The organism is Pseudomonas oryzihabitans (genome assembly GCF_014522265.1).
Taxonomy (GTDB): Bacteria; Pseudomonadota; Gammaproteobacteria; order Pseudomonadales; family Pseudomonadaceae; genus Chryseomonas; species Chryseomonas aestiva.
In genome coordinates, this window is record NZ_CP017024.1 from 630,067 (window position 1) to 654,786 (window position 24,720).

Genomic DNA, 24,720 nt, shown 5'->3' on the forward strand with positions numbered 1-24,720 from the left:
GGATTGCTCAGAAATTAATCGATTATATCCGGATGCCCGCCGCGAGGACAGGCGCACACCCGGCCTTGTGCAATCACAGCACCGCGCGCCGATTGAAGTCGCGCACGCGGAAGCCGAGCAGGAAGAGACTGGCGAAATAGGCCAGCACCCCCGCCGCGACCAGGCCGCCCAGACGCAGCAGGCGCTGCCACATCAGTCCTTCGCTCCAGCTGGGCAACAGCTGCATCAGACCGAACAGGACGGCGGTCATCACCGCCACCGCGATCAGCAGCCGGAGCAGGAAGCCCGTCCAGCCCGGTTGGGGGATGAACAGGTTATGGCGGCGCAACTGCCAGAATAAAAGGCCGGCGTTGAGACAGGCCGCCAGACCTATGGCCAGGGCCAGGCCGACGTGCTGCAGCGGCCCGATCAGGATCAGGTTGAGCACCTGGGTCACCGCCAGGGTGAAGATGGCGATCTTTACCGGCGTCTTGATGTTCTGCTGGGCATAGAAGCCCGGCGCCAGCACCTTGACCAGGATGATGCCGAGCAGTCCCACGGCATAGGCGACCAGCGCCCGCTGGGTCATCAGGGCGTCATGGGCATCGAAGCGACCGTACTGGAACAGCGAGACGGTCAGCGGCTCGGACAGCAGCGCCAGGGCCGCGGAACAGGGCAGCACCAGCAGGAAGCAGAGTCGCAGCCCCCAGTCGAGCAGTCGCGAATACTCCTGGCGATCAGCCTTGGCGTAGGTGCGCGACAGCGCCGGCAGCAGGATGGTCCCGAGCGCCACGCCGAGCACTCCCGAAGGCAACTCCATCAGGCGATCGGCGTAGTACATCCAGGACACCGAGCCGGCCGCCAGGAAGGAGGCGAAGATGGTGTTGATGATCAGCGAGATCTGACTGACCGAGACCCGAGGATCGCCGGCCCCATCTGCTTCATGACCCGCCAGACACCGGTGTCGCGCAGATTCAGCCGCGGCAGCACCAGCATGCCGATGCGCTTGAGGTGTGGCAGCTGATAGAGGAACTGGGCCAGGCCACCCACCAGGGTCGCCCAGGCCAGCGCCATGATCGGCGGATCGAAATAGGGCGTCAGGAACAGCGCGAAGATGATCATGCTGATGTTGAGCAGGGTCGGCACGAAGGCCGGTACGTTGAATCTGTTCCAGGTATTGAGCACGGCGCCGGCCAGGGAGGCCAGGGAGATCAGCAGGATGTAGGGAAAGGTCACCCGCAGCAGGCTGGACGTGAGGGCGAATTTCTCCGGGGTATCGGCAAAGCCCGGCGCGGTGATCCAGATCACCAGGGGCGCGGCCAGCATGCCCAGCACCGTGACCACCGCCAGCACCAGGGTCAGCAGGCCGCTGACATAGGCCAGGAAGGTCCGGGTGGCCTCCTCGCCCTGCTGGGCCTTGTATTCGGCCAGGATGGGTACGAAGGCCTGGGAAAAGGCGCCCTCGGCGAAGATGCGGCGCAGGAGATTGGGCAGCTTGAAGGCGACGAAGAAGGCATCGGTGGCCATGCCGGCGCCAAAGGTGCGGGCGACGATGGTGTCGCGCACGAAACCCAGCACGCGGGACAGCATGGTCATGGAGCTGACGGCGGCCAGGGACTTGAGCAGATTCATGACTGGGAGAGGACTCGGTGAACGCAGCGGGACGTGACGAAGGAAGCGCGCGAGCGCAGTCGTGCGATGGGCACAAGCGATCGAGTGTAACGAGGCCCTTCATCGGCGACCAGCCGGATATCCATCCAGACGGCCTTGACAGCCGCCGCCAGGGACGTCAAGATTCGCGACCTTAATTTAGCTCTGTACTTGCTACAGAGTTCGCTCTGTACCCAATACAGTCTTTTTCGAAGGAGCTCCACGGTGGCTAACTCCCCCTCCGCCAAAAAACGCGCCAAACAGGCTGAGAAGCGTCGCAGCCACAATGCGAGCCTGCGCTCCATGGTGCGTACCTACATCAAGAACGTCGTCAAGGCGATCGAAGCCAAGGACCTGGAAAAAGCCAAGTCCGCTTACGTTGCTGCCGTTCCGGTCATCGACCGCATGGCCGACAAGGGCATCATCGACAAGAACAAGGCCGCTCGTCACAAGAGCCGCCTGAACGCTCACATCAAGGCCCTGGCTACCCCCGCCGCTGCCTGATAAGCGTTCGAACAAAAAACCGGCCTAGGCCGGTTTTTTATTGCCTGCGATTCAAGAGCCTAACGCCTCCGGAGAAGCGCCAGGCTCGACGATCGTCAGACCAGGACCAGGTTGTCCCTGTGGATCAGTTCGGGCTCGTAGACGTAGCCCAGCTCGACGACGATGGCATCCGAGGGCCGCCCCAGGATGCGCCGCGCTTCGGTCGCACTGTAGTTGACCAGGCCACGCGCCACTTCGCGCCCATCCGGACCGACGCAGGCGACCATCTCGCCACGCCGGAAGCTGCCTTCCAGCTCCCGCACCCCCACCGGCAACAGACTGCGATGACCGCCCACCAGGGCCTGCACCGCGCCCGCATCCAGGCGCAGGGTGCCGCGCACCTGCAGATGCCCGGCCAGCCACTGCTTGCGCGCCGCCACCAGGCCGCGCTCGGGTGACAACAGGGTCCCCAGCTGCTCGCCCTGCTGCAGGCGACTGAGCACCTGCTGGATACGCCCGCCGACGATGACGGTATAGGCACCGGAACGCGCCGCCAGACGGGCAGCACGCAGCTTGGTCTGCATGCCGCCACGCCCCAGGGCACCACCGGTACCGCCAGCGACCAGATCCAGGGCCGGATCGTCGGCACGCGCCTCGCTGATAAGACTGGCGTCGGGGTTGTTGCGCGGATCGGCGTCGAACATGCCATCGCGATCGGTAAGGATGACCAGCAGATCAGCCTCGACCAGGTTGGCCACCAGGGCCGCCAGGGTGTCGTTGTCGCCAAAACGAATCTCGTCGGTCACGACGGTATCGTTTTCGTTGATCACCGGCACCACGCCCAGGCTCACCAGCGTCCGCAAGGTACTGCGGGCGTTGAGATAGCGCTTGCGATCGGACAGGTCGTCATGGGTCAGCAGGATCTGCGCGGTCTGTACCTGGTGCTCGGCAAAGCTGGATTCCCAGGCCTGCACCAACCCCATCTGCCCTACCGCCGCGGCCGCCTGCAACTCGTTGATGGCGGTCGGGCGCTGCGCCCAGCCGAGCCGGCTCATGCCAGCCGCCACCGCACCCGAGGACACCAGTACCAGCTCGATGCCCGCCTGGTGCAGAGCCACCATCTGCTCGACCCAACCGGCCATGGCCCCACCGTCCAGACAACGACCGTCGTCGGTCAGCAGGGCACTGCCGATCTTTACCACCCAGCGCTGGGCGCCAGACACCTGATCACGCATGGGCAAGCTCCTTTCTTACCGTACGTAGAAGATTTCCGGACCGTCGCCGTCGTCTTCGTCATCGAAGTCGTCATCGGCATCGTCCACCGCCTTGACCCCGGAACGACGCAGGGCACGCTGGTCATCCAGCGCCTGCAGCCGTGCCCGCGCCTCGTCCTCGATGCGCTGATCGAGTTCTTCCAGCGCTTCGGCATAGGCCGGATCCTCGGCAAGGCGCAGGGTGCGCTCGTCGAGATACTGCATGATCGCCTGACAGAGCTGCTCGGTCCCTTCGCGCTCAAGCGCGGAGATGACAAAGACCGGACCCTGCCAGTCCAGGTGCTCGACCACCGCCTTGAGGCGCTCTTCGCGCTCGTCGTCGAGCAATTGGTCGGCCTTGTTCAGCACCAGCCAGCGGTCACGTTCGCCGAGCGCCGGGCTGAACTTGGTGAGCTCGTTGATGATGGTCTCGGCAGCCTCGGCCGGATCGCTCTCATCCAGCGGTGCCATGTCGACAAGGTGCAGCAGCAGGCGGGTTCGCGCCAGGTGCTTGAGGAAACGGATCCCCAGACCGGCGCCTTCGGAGGCACCCTCGATCAGCCCCGGAATGTCGGCGACCACGAAGCTCTTGAAGCGCCCCACGCTGACCACACCCAGGTTCGGCACCAGGGTGGTGAAGGGATAGTCCGCCACCTTGGGCTTGGCAGCCGACACCGCACGGATGAAGGTGCTCTTGCCGGCATTGGGCAGGCCGAGCAGGCCGATGTCCGCCAGCACCTTGAGCTCCAGCTTGAGATCACGCTCTTCGCCGGGCTTGCCGGGCGTGGTCTGCCGCGGCGCACGGTTGGTGCTGGACTTGAAACGGGTATTGCCGAGGCCGTGCCAGCCGCCCTGGACCACACGGATGCGCTGACCGGGCTGGGTCAGGTCGCCGATGATCTCCTGGGTCGCCGCATCGATCACCGTGGTGCCCACGGGTACCGGCAGCACCAGGTCTTCACCCTTGGCGCCGGTGCACTCGGTGCTCCCGCCCTTTTCACCGTTCTGCGCGGTGAAACGTCGGGTGTAACGGTAATCGACCAGGGTGTTCAGGTTGATGTCGGCTTCAAGCCAGATCGACCCGCCATCGCCGCCGTCACCGCCATTGGGGCCACCCTTCTCGATGAATTTCTCCCGGCGGAAACTCATCATGCCGTTGCCGCCGTCACCCGCTTTTACGTGTATGGATACTTCATCGACGAATTTCATCTGGACCTCCCGCGCTCGCGGGCCGCTGCAAACAAGGAAATAGCTTAACTACAAGGGAAATAGCTTAACTACAAACGAAAAAGCCCCGTCGGGTAGACAGGGCTTTTCTTTCGTCACGGGCCTTAGGCGGCGGCGACGATGCTCACGTAACGACGGCCAAAGGCGCCCTTCACGTCGAACTTGATCACGCCGTCCACTTTCGCGAACAGGGTGTGATCCTTTCCGAGGCCCACGCCGTAACCGGCATGGTACTGGGTGCCGCGCTGACGCACGATGATGTTGCCGGCCTTGACGACCTGGCCGCCGTACAGCTTCACGCCAAGGCGTTTGCTTTCGGAATCGCGACCGTTACGAGTAGAACCACCCGCTTTTTTGTGTGCCATGAGTCAATTCTCCGTTAGAGGCGAGATCAGGCCTGGATGCCAGTGATCTTGATTTCGGTGAACCACTGACGGTGGCCCTGACGCTTCATGTGATGCTTACGACGACGGAATTTGATGATGGTGACCTTGTCGTGACGGCCCTGGGCGGTCACTTCGGCGGTCACTTTGGCACCATCAACGACCGGCAGACCGATCTTGACGTCGTCACCGTTGCCAACCAGCAGAACCTGGTCGAAGGTGACGGTTTCACCGGTGGCGATGTCGAGCTTCTCGACCTTCAGGTATTCGCCTTCGGCGACCTTGTATTGCTTGCCACCGGTAACGATAACTGCGTAGGACATGGTAAATCTCCGTTAAACCTGCTCACCCGGTGCTTTATAGGAGGTATCGTCGACCGGCATGGCTGCACGGGACCGGAAGGACCGCCGCGCAATTGCGTAAGACAGGGGGTTAACCCTAGGAATGTTCAGGGCCCGCGATTCTACGCAAGCCCGGGCCAGGAGGCAAGAGCCGTCCGCCCGCGCCTTGACAGCCCCCCACCCCACCCCTAGCATGCCGCGCAACCTCGTTCAGCGGCCATGCCGGGCCGGTGCCCAGCCGAATCGGCAGGAGCGGCGAGCCGCGGGAGCGCGATGGCAATCCCTGGGCATGGCACTCGTGCCGGTCCCTAGGGCATAGTCTGGCGGTCATGCGCCATCCGGCCGCCTGAATATTGCCCGGACCTCCAGTGGACACCTCTCAATGACGCAGCAATCCCAGTCCTTCTATCGCGTGGTGACGGACGATTTCGCCGCCGTAGACGGCATCATCCGCCAGCAGCTGACCTCGCGCGTGCCGCTGGTCGAGAAGATTGGCGACTACATCGTCTCCGCGGGCGGCAAACGCCTGCGTCCGCTGCTGGTCCTGCTGGCCGGCAAGGCGCTCGGGCGCGCCGACCACGATCTGCAGCTGCTGGCGGCGACCATCGAATTCCTGCACACCTCCACCCTGCTGCACGACGATGTCGTCGATGCCTCGGGGATGCGCCGCGGCCGCTCCACCGCCAACGCCCTCTGGGGCAATGCCCCCAGCGTGCTGGTCGGCGACTTCCTCTATGCCCGCTCCTTCGAGATGATGGTGGCGCTGGGCTCCATGGAGGTGATGCGCATCATCTCCCAGGCCACTCGCGTCATCGCCGAGGGCGAGGTGCTGCAGCTGTCGAAGATCCGCGACGCCAGCACCACCGAAGAGATCTACATGGAGGTCATTCGCGGCAAGACCGCCATGCTCTTCGAGGCCTCCACCCACAGTGCGGCGATCCTGGCCGACGCCAGCGCCGAACAGGCGGACGCCCTGCGCCGCTATGGCGATCATCTGGGCGTGGCCTTCCAGCTGGTCGACGACCTGCTCGACTACCAGGGCGACGCCGTGGCCCTGGGCAAGAACGTCGGTGACGACCTGGCCGAAGGCAAACCGACCCTGCCGCTGATCGTGACCATGCGCGAAGGCACTGCCGAACAGGCCGCACTGGTACGCCAGGCGATCCGCCAGGGCGGCAGCCAGGATCTGGAAGGCGTGCGCGCCGCCGTCGAAGCCGCCGGCGCCCTCGACTATACCGCGCGCAAGGCGCAGGAATTCGCCGAGCGGGCCATCGCCTGCCTGGATGCCCTGCCCGCCAGCGAATATCGCGACGCGCTCGCCGACCTGGGTCGCTTCTCGGTGGCCCGTACCCACTGAGGCCTGCCGTCGACTGACCAGGCCCGCCGTCGCCAGACTGCGGGCTTTTTCATGTCCTACTAAAAAAGTCAGGTAATCGGCTTGCTATTTAGCGAATAAGAATTATTCTCATAAATAGCACAGCAGGAGCTCTTGCCATGACTTATCTGATCGACGCCTGGCTGGACCGGCCGCACCCCTATCTGCGCATCCTCAACCGGGAAACCGGCAAGGTCTGCGCGGAACTGGACGAGACGGCCCTGGAAGAACTCAAGGACCTGGGCGAGCTGGACCTGCACAGCCTCACCTCCAGCGAACCGCGGGTGGTGAAGGAGCAGATCCGCCAGGTCTTCCTGTTCAGCTACGCCTTGGCGCTGCGCCCGGACAACGAGGCGCTGCGGCTGGACTGCTGAAGGCCGGAGAGTGGCCAACAGAACGTAGCGAGCGGTTGTTAGGCGGGTGCGCGCGGAGCGCAGAAACCGCAATGTACAAGTGGTACATGAGGATTTCGAGCACGGCACGCACCCGCCTGGCGGACGCGCAGTAGTTTTGTTGGTCGCTCTTAAAGGACGTCGAGCAGCTCCACGTCGAACACCAGCACGCTGTGCGGCGGGATGCCGCCGACGCCCTGGGCGCCATAGGCCAGTTCACTGGGCACATGCAGGCGCCACTTGCTGCCGGCAGGCATCAGTTGCAGGGCTTCGGTCCAGCCGGCGATCACGCCGCCCACCGGAAACTCGGCCGGCTGGCCGCGCTGGTAGGAGCTGTCGAACACGCTGCCGTCGATGAGGGTGCCGTGGTAGTGGGTACGCACCTGGTCTTCGCGAGTCGGCGTAGCGCCTTCACCCTGGGTGAGCACCTCGTATTGCAGACCGGACGGCAGCACCACGACGCCAGGGCGCTCGGCATTGGCCTTCAGGTAGTCGACGCCTTCCTGGGCGGCCGCGGCGGCCTTGATCTGGGCTTCCGCCTGCATGCGCTCGCGGATGACCCGGAAGCTGGCGTTCAGCGACTCGACGTCCACCCGGGACTCCTGGCCGTCGAAGGCCTCGTTGAGACCGGCGAGCACGGCTGCCAGCTGCATGCCGGGGACCGGATTCTGGCGCAGCTGATCGCCCAATTGGCGGCCGATGCCATAGCTGACGCGGGCTTCGTCGGTGTCGAGCAGAATGTCGTTCATTGCAGCCTTTCCATCGTCAAAAAGGAGCCGAGCCTAGCACATCAGCGACTCGACTCGCCGCCGCCCAGGCTGCCACGCTGCCGGCGACAGCGCTCGGAGCAGTAGCGCACCTCGTCCCAGTCGCGCTCCCACTTCTTGCGCCAGGTGAAGGGCCGTTGGCAGACCGGACAGAGCTTGGTGGGCAGATCGGCCTTCTTCATAGGGATTCTCCTGCGTCGAGACGTGCCAGCAGTGCCTCGCCCCGCTGCCACAGCGCCTGTTGCCGTTCGGGCGTCTGACGATCGAGATTGCGATAGAGATTGAGCATGCGCGGATAGTCGGCGAAGCGCCCGCGATGGCGGATCAGGAAATGCCAGTAGAGGGCATTGAAGGGGCAGGCCCGCTCGCCCAGCGCCTCGCCGACCTGATAGTGGCAGCCCTTGCAATAGTCGGACTGGCGACGGATGTACTGGCCGCTGGCGCAATAGGGCTTGCTCGCCAGATAGCCACCGTCCGCGTGCATTACCATGGCCTGGGTGTTGGGCAGCTCGACCCACTCGAAGGCATCCAGATAGACCGCCAGGTACCACTCGCCGATGGCCTGGGGCGCGATGCCGGCCAGCAGGGCGAAGTTGCCGGTGACCATCAGCCGCTGGATATGGTGGGCGTAACCCAGCGCCAGGGTCTGGCCGATGGCTTCGCGCATGCAGGCCATGCGGGTCGTCCCGGTCCAGTAGAACTCCGGTAGCGCCCGGCTATTGCCCAGCACATTGAGCTCCCGGTAGTCGGGCATGCGCAGCCAGTAGACGCCATGGACGTACTCCCGCCAACCGATCAGTTGACGCAGAAAACCCTCGGCGCTGTTGAGCGGCACCCTGCCCTCGCGATAGGCGGCGTCCACGTCGGCGCAGAGCTGACGCAGGTCCAGCAGCCCGATATTGAGTGCCGCGCTGATCCGCGCGTGATGCAGATAGGGCTCGCCATGGGCCATGGCGTCCTGGTAGCGGCCGAAGTCGCGCAGACCCGACGCGAGGAAATGCTGCCAGAGGCGCTCGGCATCGGTACGGGTCACCGGATAGTCGAAGCCCTCCAGCCGGCCATAGTGATGGGCGAAGCGCTGCCCGACCAGGTCGAGCACTTCCCGGGTACAGGCATCGGGCGGACAGCTGAAGGGCTCGGGGACAGAATGGTGCCTGGGCAGGGCCTTGCGATTGTCCCTGTCCAGATTCCAGACCCCGCCACAGGGTTCATCCTCCCCTTCCATCAACCAGCCGTGTCGTCTGCGCATGCCGCGGTAGAAGGCCTCCATGCGCAACTCGGTGCGGGCCCCGGCCCAGCGGGCGAAGGCGCCGCGGCTGCAGAGGAATCGGTCGTCGCCGTGCCACTGCACAGGCACCGCCAGAGCGAGACCCCGCAAGGCCTGTTCCAGACGCCATTCGCCGGTTTCGGTCAGATGAACCTCGCACGCGCCCGTCCTCTTCGCCCAGAAAGCGATCTCGGCCGGCAGCGAGCTCTGGTTGTCCGGGTCATTCAGGGTGCGGTAATGGACCTGGAAGCCATGCGTGCGCATCTCGCTGGCGAAGTGGCGCATGGCGCTGAAGATCAGGGCGATCTTGCGCGGATGGTGCGGGACGTAGCTGGTTTCTTCCTGGACCTCGGCGAGCAGCAGCACGTCTTGCACGGGATCGGCATTACGCAGGGAGGCCAGCCGGGGCGACAACTGATCGCCAAGGATCGGCAGCAGGCGCCGGACGGCGCCGTTGCTCAAGAGGCGTTCCGGTAGTTCAGCGGGATCTTCAGGGGTTCCGAGGAGCGTGGCGCCATGCCGACCATCTCGTCATAGGCGCTGTGCTGGATGAGAAAGCACGGCAGCGGCGGCAGGTCGGCCAGCAGACGGCGGGCCTGGGCAGCGGAGCCCAGGCGGTAGAAGTGGCCATCCCGGCCGGTCAGCCGCGTGCGACCGTCCTGGGTGAGCACCTCGAGCACATAGAAGCCGCCCTCGATGGACAGCAGATTGAGTTCACGGACCTCGCCGGCCTGGGCGCGCTGGGTCAATTCCGGCAATTGCATGGAAACCTCCGGGTCGCGATCGACGCCAGGGTTGGTATCGATCGGCAGCTGTGAGCATTCGACAACCTAGGACAAGCAAGCGCAGCGGCGCAATCCACAAAGCGTAAACGAAAGCTGCCGGCGGCGGACAAGTGGCCGCCCGGCCCGTCAGTGCTTGGTCAGCCGATCCAGATAGCCCATGGCGAAGGCCGAGACCACGAACACCAGATGGATGATCACGTACCACTTGAGGTATTCGGGATTGGTGTTCTGGGCATCCATGAAGATGCGCAGCAGGTGGATCGAGGAGATGGCGACGATGGAGGCAGCCACTTTGTTCTTCAGCGAGCCCGAATCCATCTTGCCCAGCCAGCTGAGCTTTTCCGAGCCTTCATCGATGTCCAGCTGGGAGACGAAATTCTCGTAGCCGGAGATCATCACCATGACCAGCAGGCCACCCACCAGCGCCATGTCGATAAGCGACAGGACCAGCAGGATCAGTTCGGCTTCGGTGGATTGGAAGATGTGCGGCAGGACGTGGAAGACTTCCTGAAAGAACTTGAGCGCCAGCAGGACCAACGCCAGGGACAACCCCAGATAGATGGGGGCCAGCAGCCAGCGGGAGGCGTAAAGGGCTTTTTCGATCAGACGTTCCATGCAGACTCGCTCGGATTACCAGGGCCGGGCGAGTATACCGGGGCGGTGCGGGCGGACCAATGCGGCAGGTTGTACCTGACTCAGGCGTCGGGGCCGACCTGGAAACGCACCTGCTGGTGGGCACGTTCGCCGTTCATCTTGCGCAGCTCGCTCTGCATGTGCAGGCGCCAGATCTGGGTCTCTTCGACCTGGATATAGCCCTGTTCCACCAGGTTTTCGGCGATGGCGGTCATGACGCCTTCGGCCGCCTTGGGACCGTGGAAAGGCCCCTGGGCCTTGATTGCGGTGGGCTGCTGGCCATTCAGGCCGGCGGCGCACAACAGGGTCCAGAGGCCCTGTTCCTGACCGAGCGGCTTGATTTCGCATTCGATACGGGTGACGAGGCCCAGGCAGGGACGGATCAGGGTAATGGTGCGGGACATGGCGTCATCCTCTCGAAGCGCTCAATGCTCGCCGTTCCTAGGCCAGAGGTATCCACAAAGGCTGTGGACAACCCTGTTGGTCAACAGGGGGCAAGCGGGTCTGGGCGCCGTGCTACTTGGGCTGCGACGCCTTGTACAAAATCCGACCTGCCCCCTGGAGCTCAGTTCTCCTGCGCTTCGTTGTTTTTCCCTTTTGCCTTGGAGTTATCACTGAGTTTGTCGGCCAGTTCATCTTCCAGCTCGAGCTCGGCGATTTCCTTGAGACGCTGTACCACGCGCGCATTGACGCTGCCGTCCGGGAAGCGACCCTTGGCATCCGGTGCCCCGGCGGGCTCGCCCACCAGCAGCGACAGAGCCTCGTCCGCCTGGCGCACGGCATAGACATGGAACAGCCCCTCGCGCACCGCTGCCAGCACGGTCTCGTCGAGCATCAGGTTGGTGACGTTGGCGCGCGGGATGATCACGCCCTGCTCGCCGGTCAGACCGCGGGCCTGACAGAGGCGGAAGAAGCCCTCGATCTTCTCGTTCACCCCGCCGACCGGTTGCACCTCGCCGAACTGGTTGATGGAGCCGGTAATGGCGAAGCACTGCTTGAGCGGCGTGCGGGACAGCGCGGAGATCAGGGTGCAGGCCTCGCCGAGGGAGGCGCTGTCACCATCGACATAGCCATAGGACTGCTCCAGGGCGATGCTGGCCGAGATCGACAGCGGGAATTCCTGGGCATAGCGACTGCCCAGGTAGCCGGTCAGGATCATCACGCCCTTGGAGTGGATGGGTTGTCCGAGGCTGACCTCGCGCTCGATGTCGAGGATGCCACTGGCGCCCGGGTAGACCGTGGCGGAGATGCGCGCCGGCATGCCGAAGGCGGAATCGGCCACCTCCAGCACGGTGAGGCCGTTGCACTTGCCCACCGCGGCGCCCTGGGTGTCGATGAGGATGAGTCCGGTCAGCATGTCGTCCAGCACCCGGGCGCAGACGCGACCGGTGCGGGTTTCCTTGGCCTTGAGTGCACGCTCGACATGGCCCTTGTCGGTACGCTCGTCGCCGGCCAGGTGGCGGATGAAGTCGGCTTCGCTGACCAGCTGGAACAGATCGCCGATACGCGCCGACAACCGGCCCTGGTGCTCGGCCAGCCGCGCGCTGTAGGTGGCCAGCCGCGCTACGGCCGCCGAGGTCAGGGGCGCCATGCCCTCTTCCGAGGTGCGCGTCTTGAGCAACTGGGCGAACTGCTCGAGGCTCTCATCGCGCAGTGGCAGCTCCTCGTCGAAGTCCACCAGCACCCGGAACATCTCCTGGAAGTCCGAATCCAGCTCCTGCAGGGTGTAGTAGATGTTGCGCGAGCCGATGATGATGACCTTGAGCTGCAGCGGGATCTGCTGCGGCGCCAGGCTCATGGCGGTGAGCCGACCCAGCTCGGCCAGCGGCGATTCCATCTTCAGCTGACGCGAATGCAGGGCGCGCTTGAGGGCGTCCCAGACGAAGGGCTCGGTCAGCAGCTTGTCCGCCTCGACGATGAGGAAGCCGCCATTGGCGCGGTGCAGCGCGCCGGGGCGCAGCTGGCGGTAGTTGGTGTAGAGCGCGCCCTGATCGGACTGGTACTCGATGCGACCGAAGAGGTTGTCGTAGGTCGGGTGGGACTCGAACACCACCGGGGCACCACCGGTGACGTGGTGGCCGATGATCAGATTGGGCTCGTATTGCTCGCGCAGCTCCTTGCGCCGCTGCATGTCGGGCTTGGCGTCGTCGGCCAGTTGCTCGACCACCGTCTTGAGCAGGTCCACCTGCATCGCCTGCAGATAGGCGCAGACCCCGGGGTTGTCGTTGTACTTTTCCGACAGCGGCGCCAGCAGCGGTTGCAGCGCCTGGATGATGGTGTCTTCGTTCAGGGCACGCAGCTGGTTGCTCGATTCCCGGCGCCACTGCGGCAGGCTGGCCAGCTCTTCGTTGAGACGCTCTTCCAGGCTGGAGATGTCGGCGTGGAACCGCTCCCGCTCGGCCTCGGGCAACTGGGCGAAGTCGGCTTCATCCAGCGCCTTGCCTTCCTTCATCGGGGTGAAGGCGACATTGTTGGCGTCGCGGTAGAGGGCGATTTCCTTTTCCAGGGCGAGCTTTTCCACCACGTCCAGCGCCTGGTCATAGCGCTGGTTGAAGGCGCGCTCGATGGCGCTCTTCTTCTGCTGGAAGGCCGGATGCTCGAATACCGCCGGAAAGGTGGCCAGCAGGTTGTCGATGAAATGGGCCATGTCGGCCACGAAGGCCTCGCCCTCGCCGGGAGGCAGCTCCAGCACGCTTGGCGCCCGGGGCTCTTCGAAGTGATTCAGGTACACCCAGTCGTTGGGCGTCGGCTGGCGCTTGGCTTCGGCCTTGAGATAGCGCTGGACGAAGGAGAAACGACCGGTGCCCGGCTCGCCCATGACAAAGACGTTGTAGCCGGGCCGCGGCATGGCCACGCCGAACTGCAGGGCTTCCACCGCGCGCTCCTGACCCAGGATGCCGCGAAAGGGCTCGAGCTGATCGGTATCGGCGAAGGAAAACTGTTCGGGGGCGAAGGGGCGGGTCAGCTCATCAGGGGCGAGCCGGAGACCGGCTGCGACGGGATCGTGCATCGTAAGTCCTTGTCAGGCATGCAAGCAGTGCCCGCATTCTGCGACCGGGATGACAGCCGAAGCAAGGCAAGCGGCGCTCCGCCGCGTATTTAAGCGCAGCGGTTCGAGGGGCTTGCCATGACGTCCGTCGGTATTTTTCAACCCAGGCGTTTTTTGACGAAATTCTCACCAGGCGCCAACTAAGCTTTCTCCATAGGGATCAGACGTAGTATCCCGTGAGGAGGCTCCCATGGCTGTCTCTCGTCGTCTCGCCTCGCTGTTCATCCTGCTGGCCAGTCTCGCGGCCTGCACCAGTTACCACGACCAGTTGATCGCCAAGGGCTATCCCCCGGCCTATGCCGATGGCTTCAGCGACGGTTGCCAGACCGGCAAACAGGCGGTCAATGGCATCGGTTACGAGCACAAGGACGCCCGTCGCTTCGCCGCGGAAAAGCCCTACCAGCAGGGGTGGGACGCGGGCTACGCGCAATGCGTGCAGGTGGCCCAGCGCGAAGAGCAGCAGCGCTTCATCGAGCAGGTCCGGGAAAATCGCGAAAGCGCCGAATCGCTGCTGCAGCGCTCGAGAACACGTTGAGGTCGCAGCCAACCTTGCGACCCTGACCGGATGACCTATGCTGGCGGGCCCGCTAGTCGAGCCCTGCCGATGTCTGCCCGCTCTCCGCTGTTTGCCGTCGCCCTGCTGCTGGTCGCCATGACCTCGATCCAGACCAGCGCCAGCCTGGCCAAGACCCTGTTCCTGCGTCTCGATCCGGTGGGCGTCACCACCCTGCGGCTGATCTTCGCGGCTCTCGTCCTGCTGATCGTGCTGCGCCCCTGGCGCAACTTCCGCCGCGCGGCGCTGGGCAGCCTGCTGGGCTATGGCGTCGCCATGGGCGTGATGAACCTGACCATCTACCTGGCCATGCAGCGGCTGCCGATCGGCATCGCCGTCGGCCTGGAATTCGTCGGTCCGCTGGTGGTGGCGCTGTGCGCCCTGCGCCGCTGGCTGGACCTGCTGTGGATCGTGCTGGTGGTGGCCGGCCTGGCCGTGCTCCTGCCCTTCGGCCACAACGCCTCGGCACTGGATCCGCTGGGCACCACCCTGGCCCTGGGGGCTGGCGCCTGCTGGGCGATCTACATCGTCCTGGGCAAGCGCGCCGGCGCGGTTCACGGTACCGGCACGGTGGCTTTCGGCGCGACCATCGCCGCCCTGGTCGTGCTGCCCATCGGCATCGTCCACAGCGGCAGCAATCTCTTGCAACCGGAAATCTGGCCGCTGGCGCTGGCCCTGGCGCTGATGTCCACGGCCATTCCCTATGCCCTGGAAATGGTCGTCCTGACCCGCCTGCCGGCCGCCACCTTCGGCACCCTGATGAGTCTGGAACCGGCGCTGGGCGCCCTTTCCGGCTGGGTATTCCTCGGCGAGATCCTGGGCGTCGCCCAGTGGTTCGCCCTTGCCTGCATCATCGCCGCGTCCATCGGCGCCACCTGGAGCAGCCGCCTGACCCCGGAGCAAACGCCACTCTAGACACTCTATAGCGAGGCGAATCCTCACGCGGAGCGACGACGATGATCTATCTGATAATGGGCGTTTCGGGCAGTGGCAAGACCACCCTGGGCGAACTCCTGGCCAGCCGGCTGGACTGCCGTTTCGACGATGCCGACACCTTTCACAGCCAGGCCAACAAGGACAAGATGGCCAAGGGCATCGCCCTCACCGACGAGGATCGCTGGCCCTGGCTGGATGCCATCCACGACGCCATGCAGCAGGCGCAGGCCGAAGGCACCACGCGGGTGTTCGCCTGCTCGGCGCTGAAGAAGGTCTATCGCGATCGCCTGCTGAACGGCCTGGAAGGCGTCCGGCTGCTGTTCCTCAAGGGCTCACCCGAGCTGCTGGCCGAGCGCATTGGCAGTCGCCGCGGGCATTTCTTCGATCCCAAGCTCCTGCAGAGCCAGCTCGACACCCTGGAGGCGCCGGATCACCTGGAAGCCCAGGTGCTGGACGTACGCAAGGCGCCCGACCAGTTGGTGGACGAGGTGCTTGAGCACGGCAACGGCGCCTGAGCGCGGCGGCCGCCGGCTCAGACCGCGACCGGCGCCTTGATGTGCGGATGGGCCTGGTAGCCTGCCAGTTCGAAATCCTCGAAGCGGAAGGCGAACAGGTCCGTGACCGCCGGATTGAGCTTCATGGTCGGCAGCGGCAGCGGTTCGCGGGTCAGCTGCAGATCGGTCTGCTCCAGGTGATTGGCATAGAGATGGCAATCACCGCCGGTCCAGATGAATTCGCCCGGTTGCAGTCCGGTGACCTGGGCCACCATCAGGGTCAGCAGCGCGTAGCTGGCGATGTTGAAGGGCACGCCGAGGAAAATGTCCGCGGAACGCTGATACAGCTGGCAGCTCAGCCGGCCATCGGCGACATAGAACTGGAACAGCGCATGGCAGGGTGGCAGCGCCATCTCGTCCACCAGCGCCGGATTCCAGGCCGAGACGATCAGCCGCCGCGAGTCGGGCTTGGCGCGGATCATGTCCACCACCCCGGCGATCTGGTCGATATGGCGACCGTCCGGTGCCGGCCAGCTGCGCCACTGGTAGCCATAGACCGGGCCCAGCTCGCCGTTCTCGTCGGCCCACTCGTCCCAGATGGACACGCCGTTGTCCTTGAGGTAACGGATGTTGGTCTCGCCCTGCAGGAACCACAGCAGCTCGTGGATGATGGATCGCAGATGGCACTTCTTGGTGGTGACCAGGGGAAAGCCCTCGGCCAGATCGAATCTCATCTGGTAGCCGAAGACGCTGTAGGTCCCGGTGCCGGTGCGGTCGCTCTTGAAGGTGCCGTGTTCGCGCACGTGGCGCATCAGGTCGAGGTACTGTTTCATGGCGGGAGCGCTACCTGGCAAAAGGCAAATGGTATCAAATCGCGCCTCGCGAGAGCGGTCGCGCTTGTCGCAGCCCTGACCATCGGACACAAAAAAGCGGCCCTGAGGCCGCCTTTTCCATCAATCCTCAGCTGTTGGCCGGCGGCGCCATGAGGGTCGCCGTTTCGCGTTCGCGCCGGGTAATCTCCGAGGCCGTGGCGTCCATGGCTTCCTGCAGGCCCTGCAGGCGCTTCTTCTCGGCGCGGCGGGTGAAGTACCAGGCGAAGAAGGTGAACAGCGAGACCGCCAGGAGGATCAGGCTGGCGATGGCGTTGATTTCCGGCTTCACGCCCAGACGCACCGCGGAGAACACCTCCATGGGCAGGGTGGTCGAGCCGGGGCCCGAGACGAAGCTCGCCAGCACCAGGTCGTCCAGCGACAGGGCGAAGGACATCATGCCGCCCGCCGCCAGCGAGGGCGCGATCATGGGAATGGTGATCAGCAGGAACACCTTCCACGGCCGGGCGCCCAGGTCCATGGCCGCCTCCTCGATGGACAGGTCCAGTTCGCGCAGGCGCGAGGAGACCACCACCGCCACATAGGAGGAGCAGAAGCTGGTGTGGGCGATCCAGATGGTGGTCACGCCGCGGTCCTGCGGCCAGCCGATCAGTTGCGCCATGGAGACGAACAGCAGCAGCAGCGACAGACCGGTGATCACCTCGGGCATCACCAGCGGCGCCGTGACCATGCCGCCGAAGACGGTGCGGCCGCGGAAGCGCGGGATGCGGGTCAGCACGAAGGCCGCCAGGGTGCCGAGGATCACCGAAGAGATGGCCGTGTAGAAGGCGATCTCCAGCGAGCGGAACACCGCGCTCATCAGCTGGGTATTGTCCAGCAGGCCGACGTACCACTTCACCGACCAGCCGCCCCAGACGGTCACCAGCCGCGACTCGTTGAAGGAGTAGATGACCAGGATGACCATCGGCAGGTAGATGAACAGCAGCCCGAGCACCAGCATCAGGTTGGTGAACTTGAGGCCTTTCATAGCTTGCCCTCCAGTTCCTTGGCTTGGTTTCTGTTGAACAGCACGATGGGCACGATGAGGATCACCAGCATCACCACCGCCAGGGCCGAGGCCACCGGCCAGTCACGGTTGTTGAAGAATTCCTGCCAGAGCACGCGGCCGATCATCAGGGTCTCCGGGCCACCCAGCAGCTCGGGAATGACGAACTCGCCCACCGCCGGAATGAACACCAGCATGCAGCCGGCGATGATGCCGTTCTTGGACAGCGGCACGGTGATCCTCCAGAAGCTGGTGAAGCGACTGGCACCCAGGTCGCCAGCGGCTTCCAGCAGGGTCAGGTCATGCTTCACCAGATTGGCGAACAGCGGCAGGATCATGAACGGCAGATAGGAATAGACGATCCCCAGGTACACCGCGAAATTGGTGTTGAGCATCTGCAGCGGACTGCTGATGATCCCCAGATTCATCAGGAAGCTGTTGATCAGGCCGTTGGTGGACAGCAGCCCCATCCAGGCATAGACGCGGATGAGGATGGCGGTCCAGGTCGGCATCATGATCAGCAGCAGCAGCACCGTCTGCTTCTCGCGACTGGCCCGGGCGATGGCGTAGGCCATGGGATAGCCGATCAGCAGACAGATCAGGGTGCTGATGCCGGCCATCTTCAGCGAGCCGAGGTAGGCGTCCAGATACAGCGGATCGTCGGCGAACATCAGGTAGTTGCCGAAGTTGAGCGCGATATCCAGTTGCTGATCGGCGTAGGTGAACAGCTCGGTATAGGGCGGAATGGCCACGTCCGCGACCGAGAAGCTGATCTTGAGCACGATCAGGAACGGCAGCAGGAAGAACAGGAACAGCCACACGAAGGGCACGCCGATGGTCAGGCGGCGGCCATCGAGCAGGCGCTTGAGCAAGGGAGGTCTGGTCATGCTTGCAGTACCACGCCGCTGTCGTCTTCCCAGTACACCACCACGGCGTCATCCCAGGTGGGTCGCTTGCCGAGGCGCTCGGCATTGGCGATGAAGCACTGGACGATGGGGCCGGTGCCCAGCTTGACGTGATAGACCGAGTGCCCGCCCAGGTAGGCGATATCGTGCACGGTGCCGCTGCACCAGTTGTAGTCGGGATGCTCGTGATCCGCCGGCAGGCTGGTGCCCATCAGCAGTTTCTCGGGGCGCAGGGCGAAGGTGACCTGCTTTTCCTGGGCGCGGGTGCTGATGCCGTGACCGATGTAGATCGGTCGCTCCAGTTGCGGACTGTGGATGATGGCGTGGTCGGCACCGTCGTCGGTCAGCTCGCCGTCGAAGACGTTGACGCTGCCGATGAACTCGCAGACCAGCCGGCTCGCCGGGGTCTCGTAGATGTCCATGGGGCTGCCCACCTGGGCGATCCAGCCCAGGTGCATGATGGCGATGCGCTCGGCCATGGTCATGGCCTCTTCCTGGTCGTGGGTCACCATCACGCAGGTCACGCCCACGCGCTCGATGATCTCCACCAGTTCCAGCTGCATCTGCGAGCGCAGCTTCTTGTCCAGAGCGCCCATGGGTTCGTCGAGCAGCAGCAGCTTGGGCCGCTTGGCCAGGGAGCGCGCCAGGGCCACCCGCTGGCGCTGGCCACCGGAGAGCTGGTGCGGCTTGCGCTTGGCGTACTGGGTCATGTGCACCAGCTTGAGCATCTCGGCCACGCGGGCGTCGATCTCGGCCTTGGGCAGCTTGTCCTGCTTGAGACCGAAGGCGATGTTCTGCTCCACGCTCATGTGCGGGAACAGCGCATAGGACTGGAACATCATGTTGATCGGCCGCTCGTAGGGCGGCATGTCGGTGATGTCCACGCCATCGAGGAAGATGCGCCCCTCGCTGGGTCGCTCGAAACCGGCCAGCATGCGCAGCAGGGTCGACTTGCCCGAACCCGAGCCGCCGAGCAGGGCGAAGATCTCGCCCTTGTTGATGGTCAGGGAGACGTCGTCGACAGCGACGGTTTCGTCGAACTTCTTGGTGACCCGGTCGATCTTGACCAGGACTTCCTTGGCTTTCTTGTCGCCGGTGGCGGCTTTCTTGAAGGCACTGGTGGCAGTCGCCATGTACATCTCCCCAGGAAAATCGGGGACCGGTCGGACCGGTCCGCTTTAGCGTTGGTTATTTGCCGGACTTGACCCGCGTCCAGCTGCGGGTTTCCAGGCGCAGGAGTTGCGGGGGCAGCTCCTTCATGACGTACAGCTTGTCCATCACCGCCTGTGGCGGATAGACCGTCTCGTCCTGCCGCAGCTCGGCATTCATCAGCTCGCCCGCCTTCGGATTGGGGTTGGCGTAGCCGACATAGTCACTGACCTTGGCGATGACCTCGGGCTGCAGCAGATAGTTGATGAAGGCATGGGCCTCCTTCACGTTCTTGGCATCCTTGGGGATGGCCAGGAGGTCGAACCAGAGGTTCGCGCCCTCCTTGGGAATCGCGTAGCCGATGTTGACGCCCTTCTTCGCTTCCTCGGCACGCGAACGCGCCTGAAAGACATCGCCGGAATAGCCGAAGGCCACGCAGATGTTGCCGTTGGCCAGATCCGAGATGTACTTGGAGGAATGGAAATAGGTGATGTATGGCCGCACCTTGAGCAGCTGGGCCTCGGCCTTCTTGTAGTCGTCGGGATTGGTGCTGTTGGGGTCGAGTCCCAGGTATTGCAGGACTGCCGGATAGACCTCATCGGGCGAATCCATGAAGGAGACGCCGCACTTGCTCAGTTTCTTGAGGTTCTCGGGTTCGAACAGGATGGCCCAGGAATCGAGCTTGTCGGTGCCCAGCGCGGCCTTGACCTTGTCGACATTGTACCCGATGCCGTTGGTGCCCCACAGGTAGGGAACGCCGTATTGGTTACCCGGATCGCTCTTTTCCAGCTGCTTGAGCAGCGCCGGATCGAGATTCTGCCAGTTCGGCAGCTGGCTCTTGTCCAGTTTCTGGAAGGCGCCCGCCTTGATCTGCTTGGCCAGGAAGTTGCTCGAGGGCACCACCACGTCATAGCCGGTGTGGCCGGCCAGGAGCTTGCCTTCGAGGGTTTCGTTGGAATCGAAGACGTCATAGACCGGCGTGATGCCGGTGGCCTTCTGGAAATCCTCGAGCGTGGTCTCGCCGACGTAATCGCTCCAGTTGTAGACGCGTACCGTCGGCTCGGCGACGGCAGTTCCCATGACGGTCAGGGTAGTCATGGCCAGCAGGGTTTTACGCAACGAAAGCACGGGCGGCTCCTTTCATGGTGGGCATCGGCGGCGACACCCTTTCAGCGGTCCATACAGACGTACGGCACGCCGGAGTGACTCCGGCGTGCCGTCCTTTCAGTCGCACGCGGCGACCGAACTCACTTGCCGGACTTGATGGTGGTCCAGGTACGGGTCATCAGACGCTGGGTCTTGGCCGGAAGATCCGGGAAGGCGTACAGCTTGGTCATGGTTTCCTGGGTCGGATAGATCCCCGGGTTGGTGCGGATCGCTTCAGCTACGAGCGGCGTCGCCTCCTTGTTGCCGTTGGGATACTGCACGTAGTCGCTGACCGCCGCGATCACCTTGGGCTCCATGATGTAGTTGATGAACTTCAGCGCGCCCTCGGGATTCTCGGCATCCTTGGGAATGGCCATGGTGTCGAAGAAGGTGCCGGCGCCTTCCTTGGGAATGTTGTAGGCCACGGTCACGCCGTTCTTGGCGTCGGCCGCGCGGGCCTTGGCCTGGGCGATGTCGCCGGAATAGCCGACCGCCACACAGACGTTGCCGTTGGCCAGGTCCGAGATGTACTTGGAGCTGTGGAAGTAGGTGATGTACGGACGCACCTTGAGGAACAGCTCCTCGGCCGCCTTGATCTCCTTGGGATCCTGGCTATCCGGCTTGTAGCCGAGGTAGTGCAGACCGGCGGGAATGATCTCGGTGGGCGAATCCAGCACGGCCACGCCGCAGCCCTTGAGCTTGGAAAGGTTCTCGGGCTTGAAGATCAGGTCCCAGGAATCCACCGGGGCGTTGTCGCCCAGGGCGGCCTTGACCTTGGCCGGGTTGTAGCCGATGCCGATGGTGCCCCAGAGGTAGGGGATGGCGTACTGGTTGCCCGGATCGCTGACCTCCAGGGTCTTCATCAGCTGCGGATCCAGGTTGCTGTAATTGGGCAACTTGGACTTGTCCAGCGGCTGGTAGACGCCGGCCTTGATCTGCTTGGCCAGGAAGGAGTTGGACGGCACCACCACGTCGTAGCCGGAACGGCCGGCGAGCAGCTTGGCTTCGAGGGTCTCGTTGCTGTCGTAGACGTCATAGACCACCTTGATCCCCGACTCCTTCTCGAAGTTGGCGATGGTGTCTTCGGCAATGTAGTCGTTCCAGTTGTAGACGTGCAGGACCTTGGGGTCCGCCGAGGCGTTACCGGCAAAGAGGCCGGCCAGGCTCAGCGCTAGAAGAGTCTTGCCAAAAACATTCATGCGGTGGTGCTCCTCAAGTCATCGTTGGTCTTTTGATTCGGCGCGCGGCCAGCGCCCGCGCGCAGTCTGGCAAGGTCCGCCGCCAGGCTCAAGCCTTGGCGGCCATTAGCCACGCTGGCGCAGCAGCTCATGGGTCTGATCGAGGCTCAGCCGCGCCAGGGTGACCAGTTCGTCGATGGACTCCGGCGTGATCACCAGCGGCGGCGCGATGATCATGGTATCGCCCACCGCGCGCATCACCAGACCATTGCGGAAGCAGTGCTCGCGACAGAGCATGCCCGCCCCACCCTCGTACCGCGCCCGCGTCTTCTTGTCGCGCACCAGCTCCAGCGCCGCCACCATGCCGACACCCCGGGTCTCGCCCACCAGCGGATGGTCGGCCAGCTCCGCCCAGCGTTTCTGCAAATAGGGTGCCGTGGTGCTGCGAACCCGGTCGACGATGCCTTCGTCGCGCAGGATGCGGATGTTTTCCAGGGCCACGGCCGCGGCCACCGGATGCCCGGAATAGGTGAAGCCGTGATAGAACTCGCCGCCCTCGTCGAGCACCCTGACCACTTCGTCACGCACCACCACGCCGCCCATGGGCACATAGCCGGAGGTGAGACCCTTGGCGATGGGCATGAGGTCCGGAGCATTGCCGTAGTACTGGCTGCCGAACCATTCGCCGGTGCGGCCGAAGCCGCAGATGACCTCGTCGGCGATGAAGAGGATGTCGTACTTGTCGAGGATCTGGCGGACCCGCGGCCAGTAGCTTTCCGGTGGAATGATCACCCCGCCGGCGCCCTGGATGGGCTCGGCGATAAAGGCGGCGACGCGCTCCTCGCCGACCTCCAGGATTTTCCGCTCCAGCTGATCGGCCGCCCAGACGCCGAATTCCTCCGGACTCATCTCGCCGCCCTCGCCGAACCAGTAGGGCTGCGGGATATGCACGATGTCGGGCAGCAGGCCGCCCTGCTCGTGCATCGCCGCCATGCCACCCAGGCTGGCACCGGCCAGGGTCGAGCCGTGGTAGCCATTCCAGCGGCCGATGACCACGCGCTTCTCCGGCTGGCCCTTGGTTGCCCAGTAATGGCGCACCAGGCGCAGCACGGTGTCGTTGGCCTCCGAGCCGGAGCCGGTGAAGAACACGTGGTTCATGCCCTCCGGTGCCAGCTCGGCGATGGCCTTGGCCAGCTCCAGTACGGGTGGATGGGCGGTCTGGAAGAACAGGTTGTAATAGGGCAGTTCGCGCATTTGGCGGCTGGCCGCCTCGACCAGTTCTTCACGACCGTAGCCGACGTTGACGCACCAGAGTCCGGCCATGCCGTCGAGGATGCGCTGGCCCTCGCTGTCCCAGAGGTGCACCCCCTCGGCGCGGGTGATGATGCGCGCGCCCTTCTCGTTGAGCTGGCGATAGTCGGTGAAGGGCGCCAACAGGTGCCGGCGACTCAGGTCCTGCCAATGGGCGGTGGTAAAGGTAGTCACGAAGCCTCTCCTTGAATCGCGGTCAGACGCTGAGCAGCAGGAATTCCCGCTCCCAGGAACTGATCACGCGCTTGTAATTCTCATGTTCGGCGCGCTTCACCGCGACGTAGCCGCGGGTGAAGCGACTCCCCAGATAACGCTCCAGGGTGGCCGACTGCTCCATGCGCTCCAGGGCGGCTTCCAGGGTCAGCGGCAGGCGCAGGTTGCGACGCTCGTAGCCGCGCCCCTGTACCGGGGCACTGGGCGAGACATTCTCGATCATGCCCAGATAGCCACACAGCAGGCTGGCCGCCAGGGCCAGATAGGGATTGGCATCGGCGCCGGCCAGGCGGTTCTCCACCCGGCGATTCTGCGGATCGGAATCCGGCACGCGCAGACCCACGGTGCGGTTCTCCTCGCCCCACTCGACGTTGACCGGCGCCGAGGTGTCGGGCAGGAAGCGGCGGAAGGAATTCACGTTGGGCGCGAACAGCGGCAGCGCCTCGGGAATGTATTTCTGCAGGCCACCGATGTGGTGCAGGAAGAGTTCGCTCATGCTGCCATCGGGGTTGGAAAACACCGTCTTACCGGTCTTCAGATCCACCACGCTCTGGTGCAGGTGCATGGCGCTGCCGGGCTCACCGGTCATGGGCTTGGCCATGAAGGTGGCGGTGACGTTGTGCTTGAGCGCTGCCTCGCGCAGGGTGCGCTTGAAGACGAAGATCTGGTCGGCCAGGTGCAGCGGATCGCCGTGACGGAAGTTGATCTCCATCTGCGCGGTGCCTTCCTCGTGGATCAGGGTATCCAGATCCAGTGCCTGGGCCTCGCACCAGTCGTACATGTCTTCGAACAGCGGATCGAATTCGTTGGCCGCATCGATGGAAAAGGACTGGCGCCCGGTTTCCTGGCGCCCGGAGCGGCCTACCGGCGGCTGCAGCGGATAGTCGGGATCGTCGCTGCGCTTGGTCAGGTAGAACTCCATTTCCGGCGCGACGATGGGCTGCCAGCCGTGCTCGGCATAGAGCTTGAGCACCTTCTTGAGCAGGTTGCGCGGCGACAGCTCGATGGGGATGCCGCGCTTGTCGTAGGTGTCGTGGATCACCAGGGCTGTGGGTTCCAGTGCCCAGGGCACCAGGAACACCGCGCGATCGTCCGGCCGGCAGTGCATGTCGATGTCGGCCGGATCGAGCAACTCGTAGTAGATGTCGTCGTCGACATAGTCCCCCGTCACGCTCTGCAGCAGCACGCTCTCCGGCAGGCGCATGCCCTTTTCGTTGAGGAACTTGGCGGTGGGGGAAATCTTGCCGCGGGCGATACCGGTCAGATCGGCGACCAGGCATTCCACTTCAGTGATCTTGCGTTCTTTCAACCAGGCGGTGAGCCGGTCAAGCGGGGTGCTCATAAAGACCTCGAAGGTTCGAGCGGGATGAACAGCA

The 24,720-nt window shown here is 64.2% G+C and carries 25 protein-coding genes, 1 other RNA gene and 1 pseudogene; 6 read left to right on the forward strand and 21 right to left on the reverse strand.

What is annotated here, in order from left to right:
• Positions 1–73: 73 nt before the first annotated feature.
• A pseudogene (murJ, locus tag BGI51_RS02935) lies at positions 74–1,611 on the reverse strand (murein biosynthesis integral membrane protein MurJ).
• 243 nt (positions 1,612–1,854) lie between these two features.
• On the opposite strand from murJ, the gene rpsT reads away from it, so the two are divergent.
• Positions 1,855–2,133 carry a 30S ribosomal protein S20 gene (rpsT, locus tag BGI51_RS02940; RefSeq protein WP_007160795.1) on the forward strand — a complete coding sequence of 93 codons (279 nt, stop codon included), beginning with the start codon at positions 1,855–1,857 and terminating at the stop codon, positions 2,131–2,133.
• Positions 2,134–2,228: 95 nt separating this feature from the next.
• Here rpsT and proB read toward each other — a convergent pair whose 3' ends face one another.
• The 4 genes from proB to rplU form a co-directional block, all read right to left on the reverse strand.
• Positions 2,229–3,347, reverse strand: coding sequence for a glutamate 5-kinase (proB, locus tag BGI51_RS02945; protein WP_017640856.1), 1,119 nt, complete (start codon positions 3,345–3,347; stop codon positions 2,229–2,231).
• 15 nt (positions 3,348–3,362) lie between these two features.
• Positions 3,363–4,574, reverse strand: coding sequence for an Obg family GTPase CgtA (gene cgtA / locus BGI51_RS02950; RefSeq protein ID WP_133861314.1), 1,212 nt, complete (start codon positions 4,572–4,574; stop codon positions 3,363–3,365).
• A gap of 122 nt (positions 4,575–4,696) precedes the next feature.
• Positions 4,697–4,957 carry a 50S ribosomal protein L27 gene (gene rpmA / locus BGI51_RS02955; RefSeq protein ID WP_007160792.1) on the reverse strand — a complete coding sequence of 87 codons (261 nt, stop codon included), beginning with the start codon at positions 4,955–4,957 and terminating at the stop codon, positions 4,697–4,699.
• A gap of 26 nt (positions 4,958–4,983) precedes the next feature.
• Positions 4,984–5,298, reverse strand: a complete 315-nt coding sequence (gene rplU / locus BGI51_RS02960) for a 50S ribosomal protein L21 (RefSeq protein ID WP_007160791.1) — start codon at positions 5,296–5,298, stop codon at positions 4,984–4,986.
• Between the two features lie 400 nt (positions 5,299–5,698).
• Between rplU and BGI51_RS02965 the strand changes: the two genes are divergently transcribed.
• Positions 5,699–6,673 (forward strand): polyprenyl synthetase family protein, encoded by a 975-nt coding sequence (locus tag BGI51_RS02965; protein WP_133861316.1) that lies wholly within the window; start codon positions 5,699–5,701, stop codon positions 6,671–6,673.
• Between the two features lie 137 nt (positions 6,674–6,810).
• Positions 6,811–7,065 carry a PA4570 family protein gene (locus BGI51_RS02970; RefSeq protein WP_007160789.1) on the forward strand — a complete coding sequence of 85 codons (255 nt, stop codon included), beginning with the start codon at positions 6,811–6,813 and terminating at the stop codon, positions 7,063–7,065.
• A 12-nt stretch (positions 7,066–7,077) separates the two neighbouring features.
• Here the strand turns inward: BGI51_RS02970 and BGI51_RS02975 are convergent.
• From BGI51_RS02975 to BGI51_RS03010, 8 genes are all read right to left on the reverse strand, one after another.
• Positions 7,078–7,153: non-coding RNA, sX9 sRNA (locus BGI51_RS02975), on the reverse strand.
• 61 nt (positions 7,154–7,214) lie between these two features.
• Positions 7,215–7,832, reverse strand: coding sequence for an FKBP-type peptidyl-prolyl cis-trans isomerase (locus BGI51_RS02980; protein WP_187980262.1), 618 nt, complete (start codon positions 7,830–7,832; stop codon positions 7,215–7,217).
• A gap of 41 nt (positions 7,833–7,873) precedes the next feature.
• Positions 7,874–8,032 carry a DUF2256 domain-containing protein gene (locus BGI51_RS02985; RefSeq protein WP_133861318.1) on the reverse strand — a complete coding sequence of 53 codons (159 nt, stop codon included), beginning with the start codon at positions 8,030–8,032 and terminating at the stop codon, positions 7,874–7,876.
• Positions 8,029–9,579 (reverse strand): cryptochrome/photolyase family protein, encoded by a 1,551-nt coding sequence (locus BGI51_RS02990; protein ID WP_187980263.1) that lies wholly within the window; start codon positions 9,577–9,579, stop codon positions 8,029–8,031. The genes BGI51_RS02985 and BGI51_RS02990 overlap by 4 nt, the downstream gene beginning before the upstream one ends.
• On the reverse strand, positions 9,576–9,881 hold the full coding sequence (locus BGI51_RS02995) for a DUF6482 family protein (RefSeq protein WP_133861320.1): 306 nt from the start codon (positions 9,879–9,881) through the stop codon (positions 9,576–9,578). The genes BGI51_RS02990 and BGI51_RS02995 overlap by 4 nt, the downstream gene beginning before the upstream one ends.
• Positions 9,882–10,028: 147 nt before the next feature.
• Positions 10,029–10,517: a TIGR00645 family protein gene (locus BGI51_RS03000; protein WP_133861321.1), complete on the reverse strand. Its 489-nt coding sequence runs from the start codon at positions 10,515–10,517 to the stop codon at positions 10,029–10,031.
• An 80-nt stretch (positions 10,518–10,597) separates the two neighbouring features.
• Complete coding sequence (locus BGI51_RS03005) at positions 10,598–10,939, reverse strand: hypothetical protein (protein ID WP_007160783.1); 342 nt, start codon at positions 10,937–10,939, stop codon at positions 10,598–10,600.
• Between the two features lie 161 nt (positions 10,940–11,100).
• On the reverse strand, positions 11,101–13,545 hold the full coding sequence (locus tag BGI51_RS03010; protein WP_187980264.1) for a Lon protease family protein: 2,445 nt from the start codon (positions 13,543–13,545) through the stop codon (positions 11,101–11,103).
• 229 nt (positions 13,546–13,774) lie between these two features.
• Between BGI51_RS03010 and BGI51_RS03015 the strand changes: the two genes are divergently transcribed.
• The 3 genes from BGI51_RS03015 to BGI51_RS03025 all read left to right on the forward strand — a co-directional run bounded on the left by BGI51_RS03015 (position 13,775) and on the right by BGI51_RS03025 (position 15,588).
• Positions 13,775–14,119: a hypothetical protein gene (locus tag BGI51_RS03015; RefSeq protein WP_133861323.1), complete on the forward strand. Its 345-nt coding sequence runs from the start codon at positions 13,775–13,777 to the stop codon at positions 14,117–14,119.
• Positions 14,120–14,188: 69 nt separating this feature from the next.
• Positions 14,189–15,052 (forward strand): EamA family transporter, encoded by an 864-nt coding sequence (locus BGI51_RS03020; protein WP_187980265.1) that lies wholly within the window; start codon positions 14,189–14,191, stop codon positions 15,050–15,052.
• A gap of 41 nt (positions 15,053–15,093) precedes the next feature.
• Positions 15,094–15,588 carry a gluconokinase gene (locus tag BGI51_RS03025; RefSeq protein WP_187980266.1) on the forward strand — a complete coding sequence of 165 codons (495 nt, stop codon included), beginning with the start codon at positions 15,094–15,096 and terminating at the stop codon, positions 15,586–15,588.
• A gap of 17 nt (positions 15,589–15,605) precedes the next feature.
• Here BGI51_RS03025 and BGI51_RS03030 read toward each other — a convergent pair whose 3' ends face one another.
• The 8 genes from BGI51_RS03030 to BGI51_RS03065 all read right to left on the reverse strand — a co-directional run bounded on the left by BGI51_RS03030 (position 15,606) and on the right by BGI51_RS03065 (position 24,686).
• Complete coding sequence (locus tag BGI51_RS03030) at positions 15,606–16,400, reverse strand: thymidylate synthase (RefSeq protein WP_158891792.1); 795 nt, start codon at positions 16,398–16,400, stop codon at positions 15,606–15,608.
• Between the two features lie 127 nt (positions 16,401–16,527).
• Positions 16,528–17,424, reverse strand: a complete 897-nt coding sequence (locus BGI51_RS03035; protein WP_133861327.1) for an ABC transporter permease subunit — start codon at positions 17,422–17,424, stop codon at positions 16,528–16,530.
• On the reverse strand, positions 17,421–18,329 hold the full coding sequence (locus tag BGI51_RS03040; RefSeq protein WP_133861328.1) for an ABC transporter permease subunit: 909 nt from the start codon (positions 18,327–18,329) through the stop codon (positions 17,421–17,423). The genes BGI51_RS03035 and BGI51_RS03040 overlap by 4 nt, the downstream gene beginning before the upstream one ends.
• Positions 18,326–19,480 carry a polyamine ABC transporter ATP-binding protein gene (potA, locus tag BGI51_RS03045; RefSeq protein ID WP_133861329.1) on the reverse strand — a complete coding sequence of 385 codons (1,155 nt, stop codon included), beginning with the start codon at positions 19,478–19,480 and terminating at the stop codon, positions 18,326–18,328. The genes BGI51_RS03040 and potA overlap by 4 nt, the downstream gene beginning before the upstream one ends.
• Positions 19,481–19,535: 55 nt before the next feature.
• Positions 19,536–20,594 carry a polyamine ABC transporter substrate-binding protein gene (locus BGI51_RS03050; RefSeq protein ID WP_169853377.1) on the reverse strand — a complete coding sequence of 353 codons (1,059 nt, stop codon included), beginning with the start codon at positions 20,592–20,594 and terminating at the stop codon, positions 19,536–19,538.
• 149 nt (positions 20,595–20,743) lie between these two features.
• Positions 20,744–21,841, reverse strand: a complete 1,098-nt coding sequence (locus BGI51_RS03055; RefSeq protein WP_133861330.1) for a polyamine ABC transporter substrate-binding protein — start codon at positions 21,839–21,841, stop codon at positions 20,744–20,746.
• A gap of 105 nt (positions 21,842–21,946) precedes the next feature.
• Positions 21,947–23,305, reverse strand: coding sequence for an aspartate aminotransferase family protein (locus BGI51_RS03060; RefSeq protein WP_187980267.1), 1,359 nt, complete (start codon positions 23,303–23,305; stop codon positions 21,947–21,949).
• A gap of 22 nt (positions 23,306–23,327) precedes the next feature.
• Complete coding sequence (locus tag BGI51_RS03065; protein ID WP_133861332.1) at positions 23,328–24,686, reverse strand: glutamine synthetase family protein; 1,359 nt, start codon at positions 24,684–24,686, stop codon at positions 23,328–23,330.
• Between the last annotated feature and the right edge of the window lie 34 nt (positions 24,687–24,720).

Bases quoted from the DNA above. Each gene is read 5' to 3' on its own strand.
- proB (WP_017640856.1), bottom strand. From the start codon at position 3,347: ATGCGTGATCAGGTGTCTGGCGCCCAGCGCTGGGTGGTAAAGATCGGC.
- cgtA (WP_133861314.1), bottom strand. From the start codon at position 4,574: ATGAAATTCGTCGATGAAGTATCCATACACGTAAAAGCGGGTGACGGC.
- rpmA (WP_007160792.1), bottom strand. From the start codon at position 4,957: ATGGCACACAAAAAAGCGGGTGGTTCTACTCGTAACGGTCGCGATTCC.
- rplU (WP_007160791.1), bottom strand. From the start codon at position 5,298: ATGTCCTACGCAGTTATCGTTACCGGTGGCAAGCAATACAAGGTCGCC.
- BGI51_RS02965 (WP_133861316.1), top strand. From the start codon at position 5,699: ATGACGCAGCAATCCCAGTCCTTCTATCGCGTGGTGACGGACGATTTC.
- BGI51_RS02970 (WP_007160789.1), top strand. From the start codon at position 6,811: ATGACTTATCTGATCGACGCCTGGCTGGACCGGCCGCACCCCTATCTG.
- BGI51_RS02980 (WP_187980262.1), bottom strand. From the start codon at position 7,832: ATGAACGACATTCTGCTCGACACCGACGAAGCCCGCGTCAGCTATGGC.
- BGI51_RS02985 (WP_133861318.1), bottom strand. From the start codon at position 8,032: ATGAAGAAGGCCGATCTGCCCACCAAGCTCTGTCCGGTCTGCCAACGG.
- BGI51_RS02995 (WP_133861320.1), bottom strand. From the start codon at position 9,881: ATGCAATTGCCGGAATTGACCCAGCGCGCCCAGGCCGGCGAGGTCCGT.
- BGI51_RS03000 (WP_133861321.1), bottom strand. From the start codon at position 10,517: ATGGAACGTCTGATCGAAAAAGCCCTTTACGCCTCCCGCTGGCTGCTG.
- BGI51_RS03005 (WP_007160783.1), bottom strand. From the start codon at position 10,939: ATGTCCCGCACCATTACCCTGATCCGTCCCTGCCTGGGCCTCGTCACC.
- BGI51_RS03010 (WP_187980264.1), bottom strand. From the start codon at position 13,545: ATGCACGATCCCGTCGCAGCCGGTCTCCGGCTCGCCCCTGATGAGCTG.
- BGI51_RS03015 (WP_133861323.1), top strand. From the start codon at position 13,775: ATGGCTGTCTCTCGTCGTCTCGCCTCGCTGTTCATCCTGCTGGCCAGT.
- BGI51_RS03020 (WP_187980265.1), top strand. From the start codon at position 14,189: ATGTCTGCCCGCTCTCCGCTGTTTGCCGTCGCCCTGCTGCTGGTCGCC.
- BGI51_RS03025 (WP_187980266.1), top strand. From the start codon at position 15,094: ATGATCTATCTGATAATGGGCGTTTCGGGCAGTGGCAAGACCACCCTG.
- BGI51_RS03030 (WP_158891792.1), bottom strand. From the start codon at position 16,400: ATGAAACAGTACCTCGACCTGATGCGCCACGTGCGCGAACACGGCACC.
- BGI51_RS03035 (WP_133861327.1), bottom strand. From the start codon at position 17,424: ATGAAAGGCCTCAAGTTCACCAACCTGATGCTGGTGCTCGGGCTGCTG.
- BGI51_RS03040 (WP_133861328.1), bottom strand. From the start codon at position 18,329: ATGACCAGACCTCCCTTGCTCAAGCGCCTGCTCGATGGCCGCCGCCTG.
- potA (WP_133861329.1), bottom strand. From the start codon at position 19,480: ATGGCGACTGCCACCAGTGCCTTCAAGAAAGCCGCCACCGGCGACAAG.
- BGI51_RS03050 (WP_169853377.1), bottom strand. From the start codon at position 20,594: ATGACTACCCTGACCGTCATGGGAACTGCCGTCGCCGAGCCGACGGTA.
- BGI51_RS03055 (WP_133861330.1), bottom strand. From the start codon at position 21,841: ATGAATGTTTTTGGCAAGACTCTTCTAGCGCTGAGCCTGGCCGGCCTC.
- BGI51_RS03065 (WP_133861332.1), bottom strand. From the start codon at position 24,686: ATGAGCACCCCGCTTGACCGGCTCACCGCCTGGTTGAAAGAACGCAAG.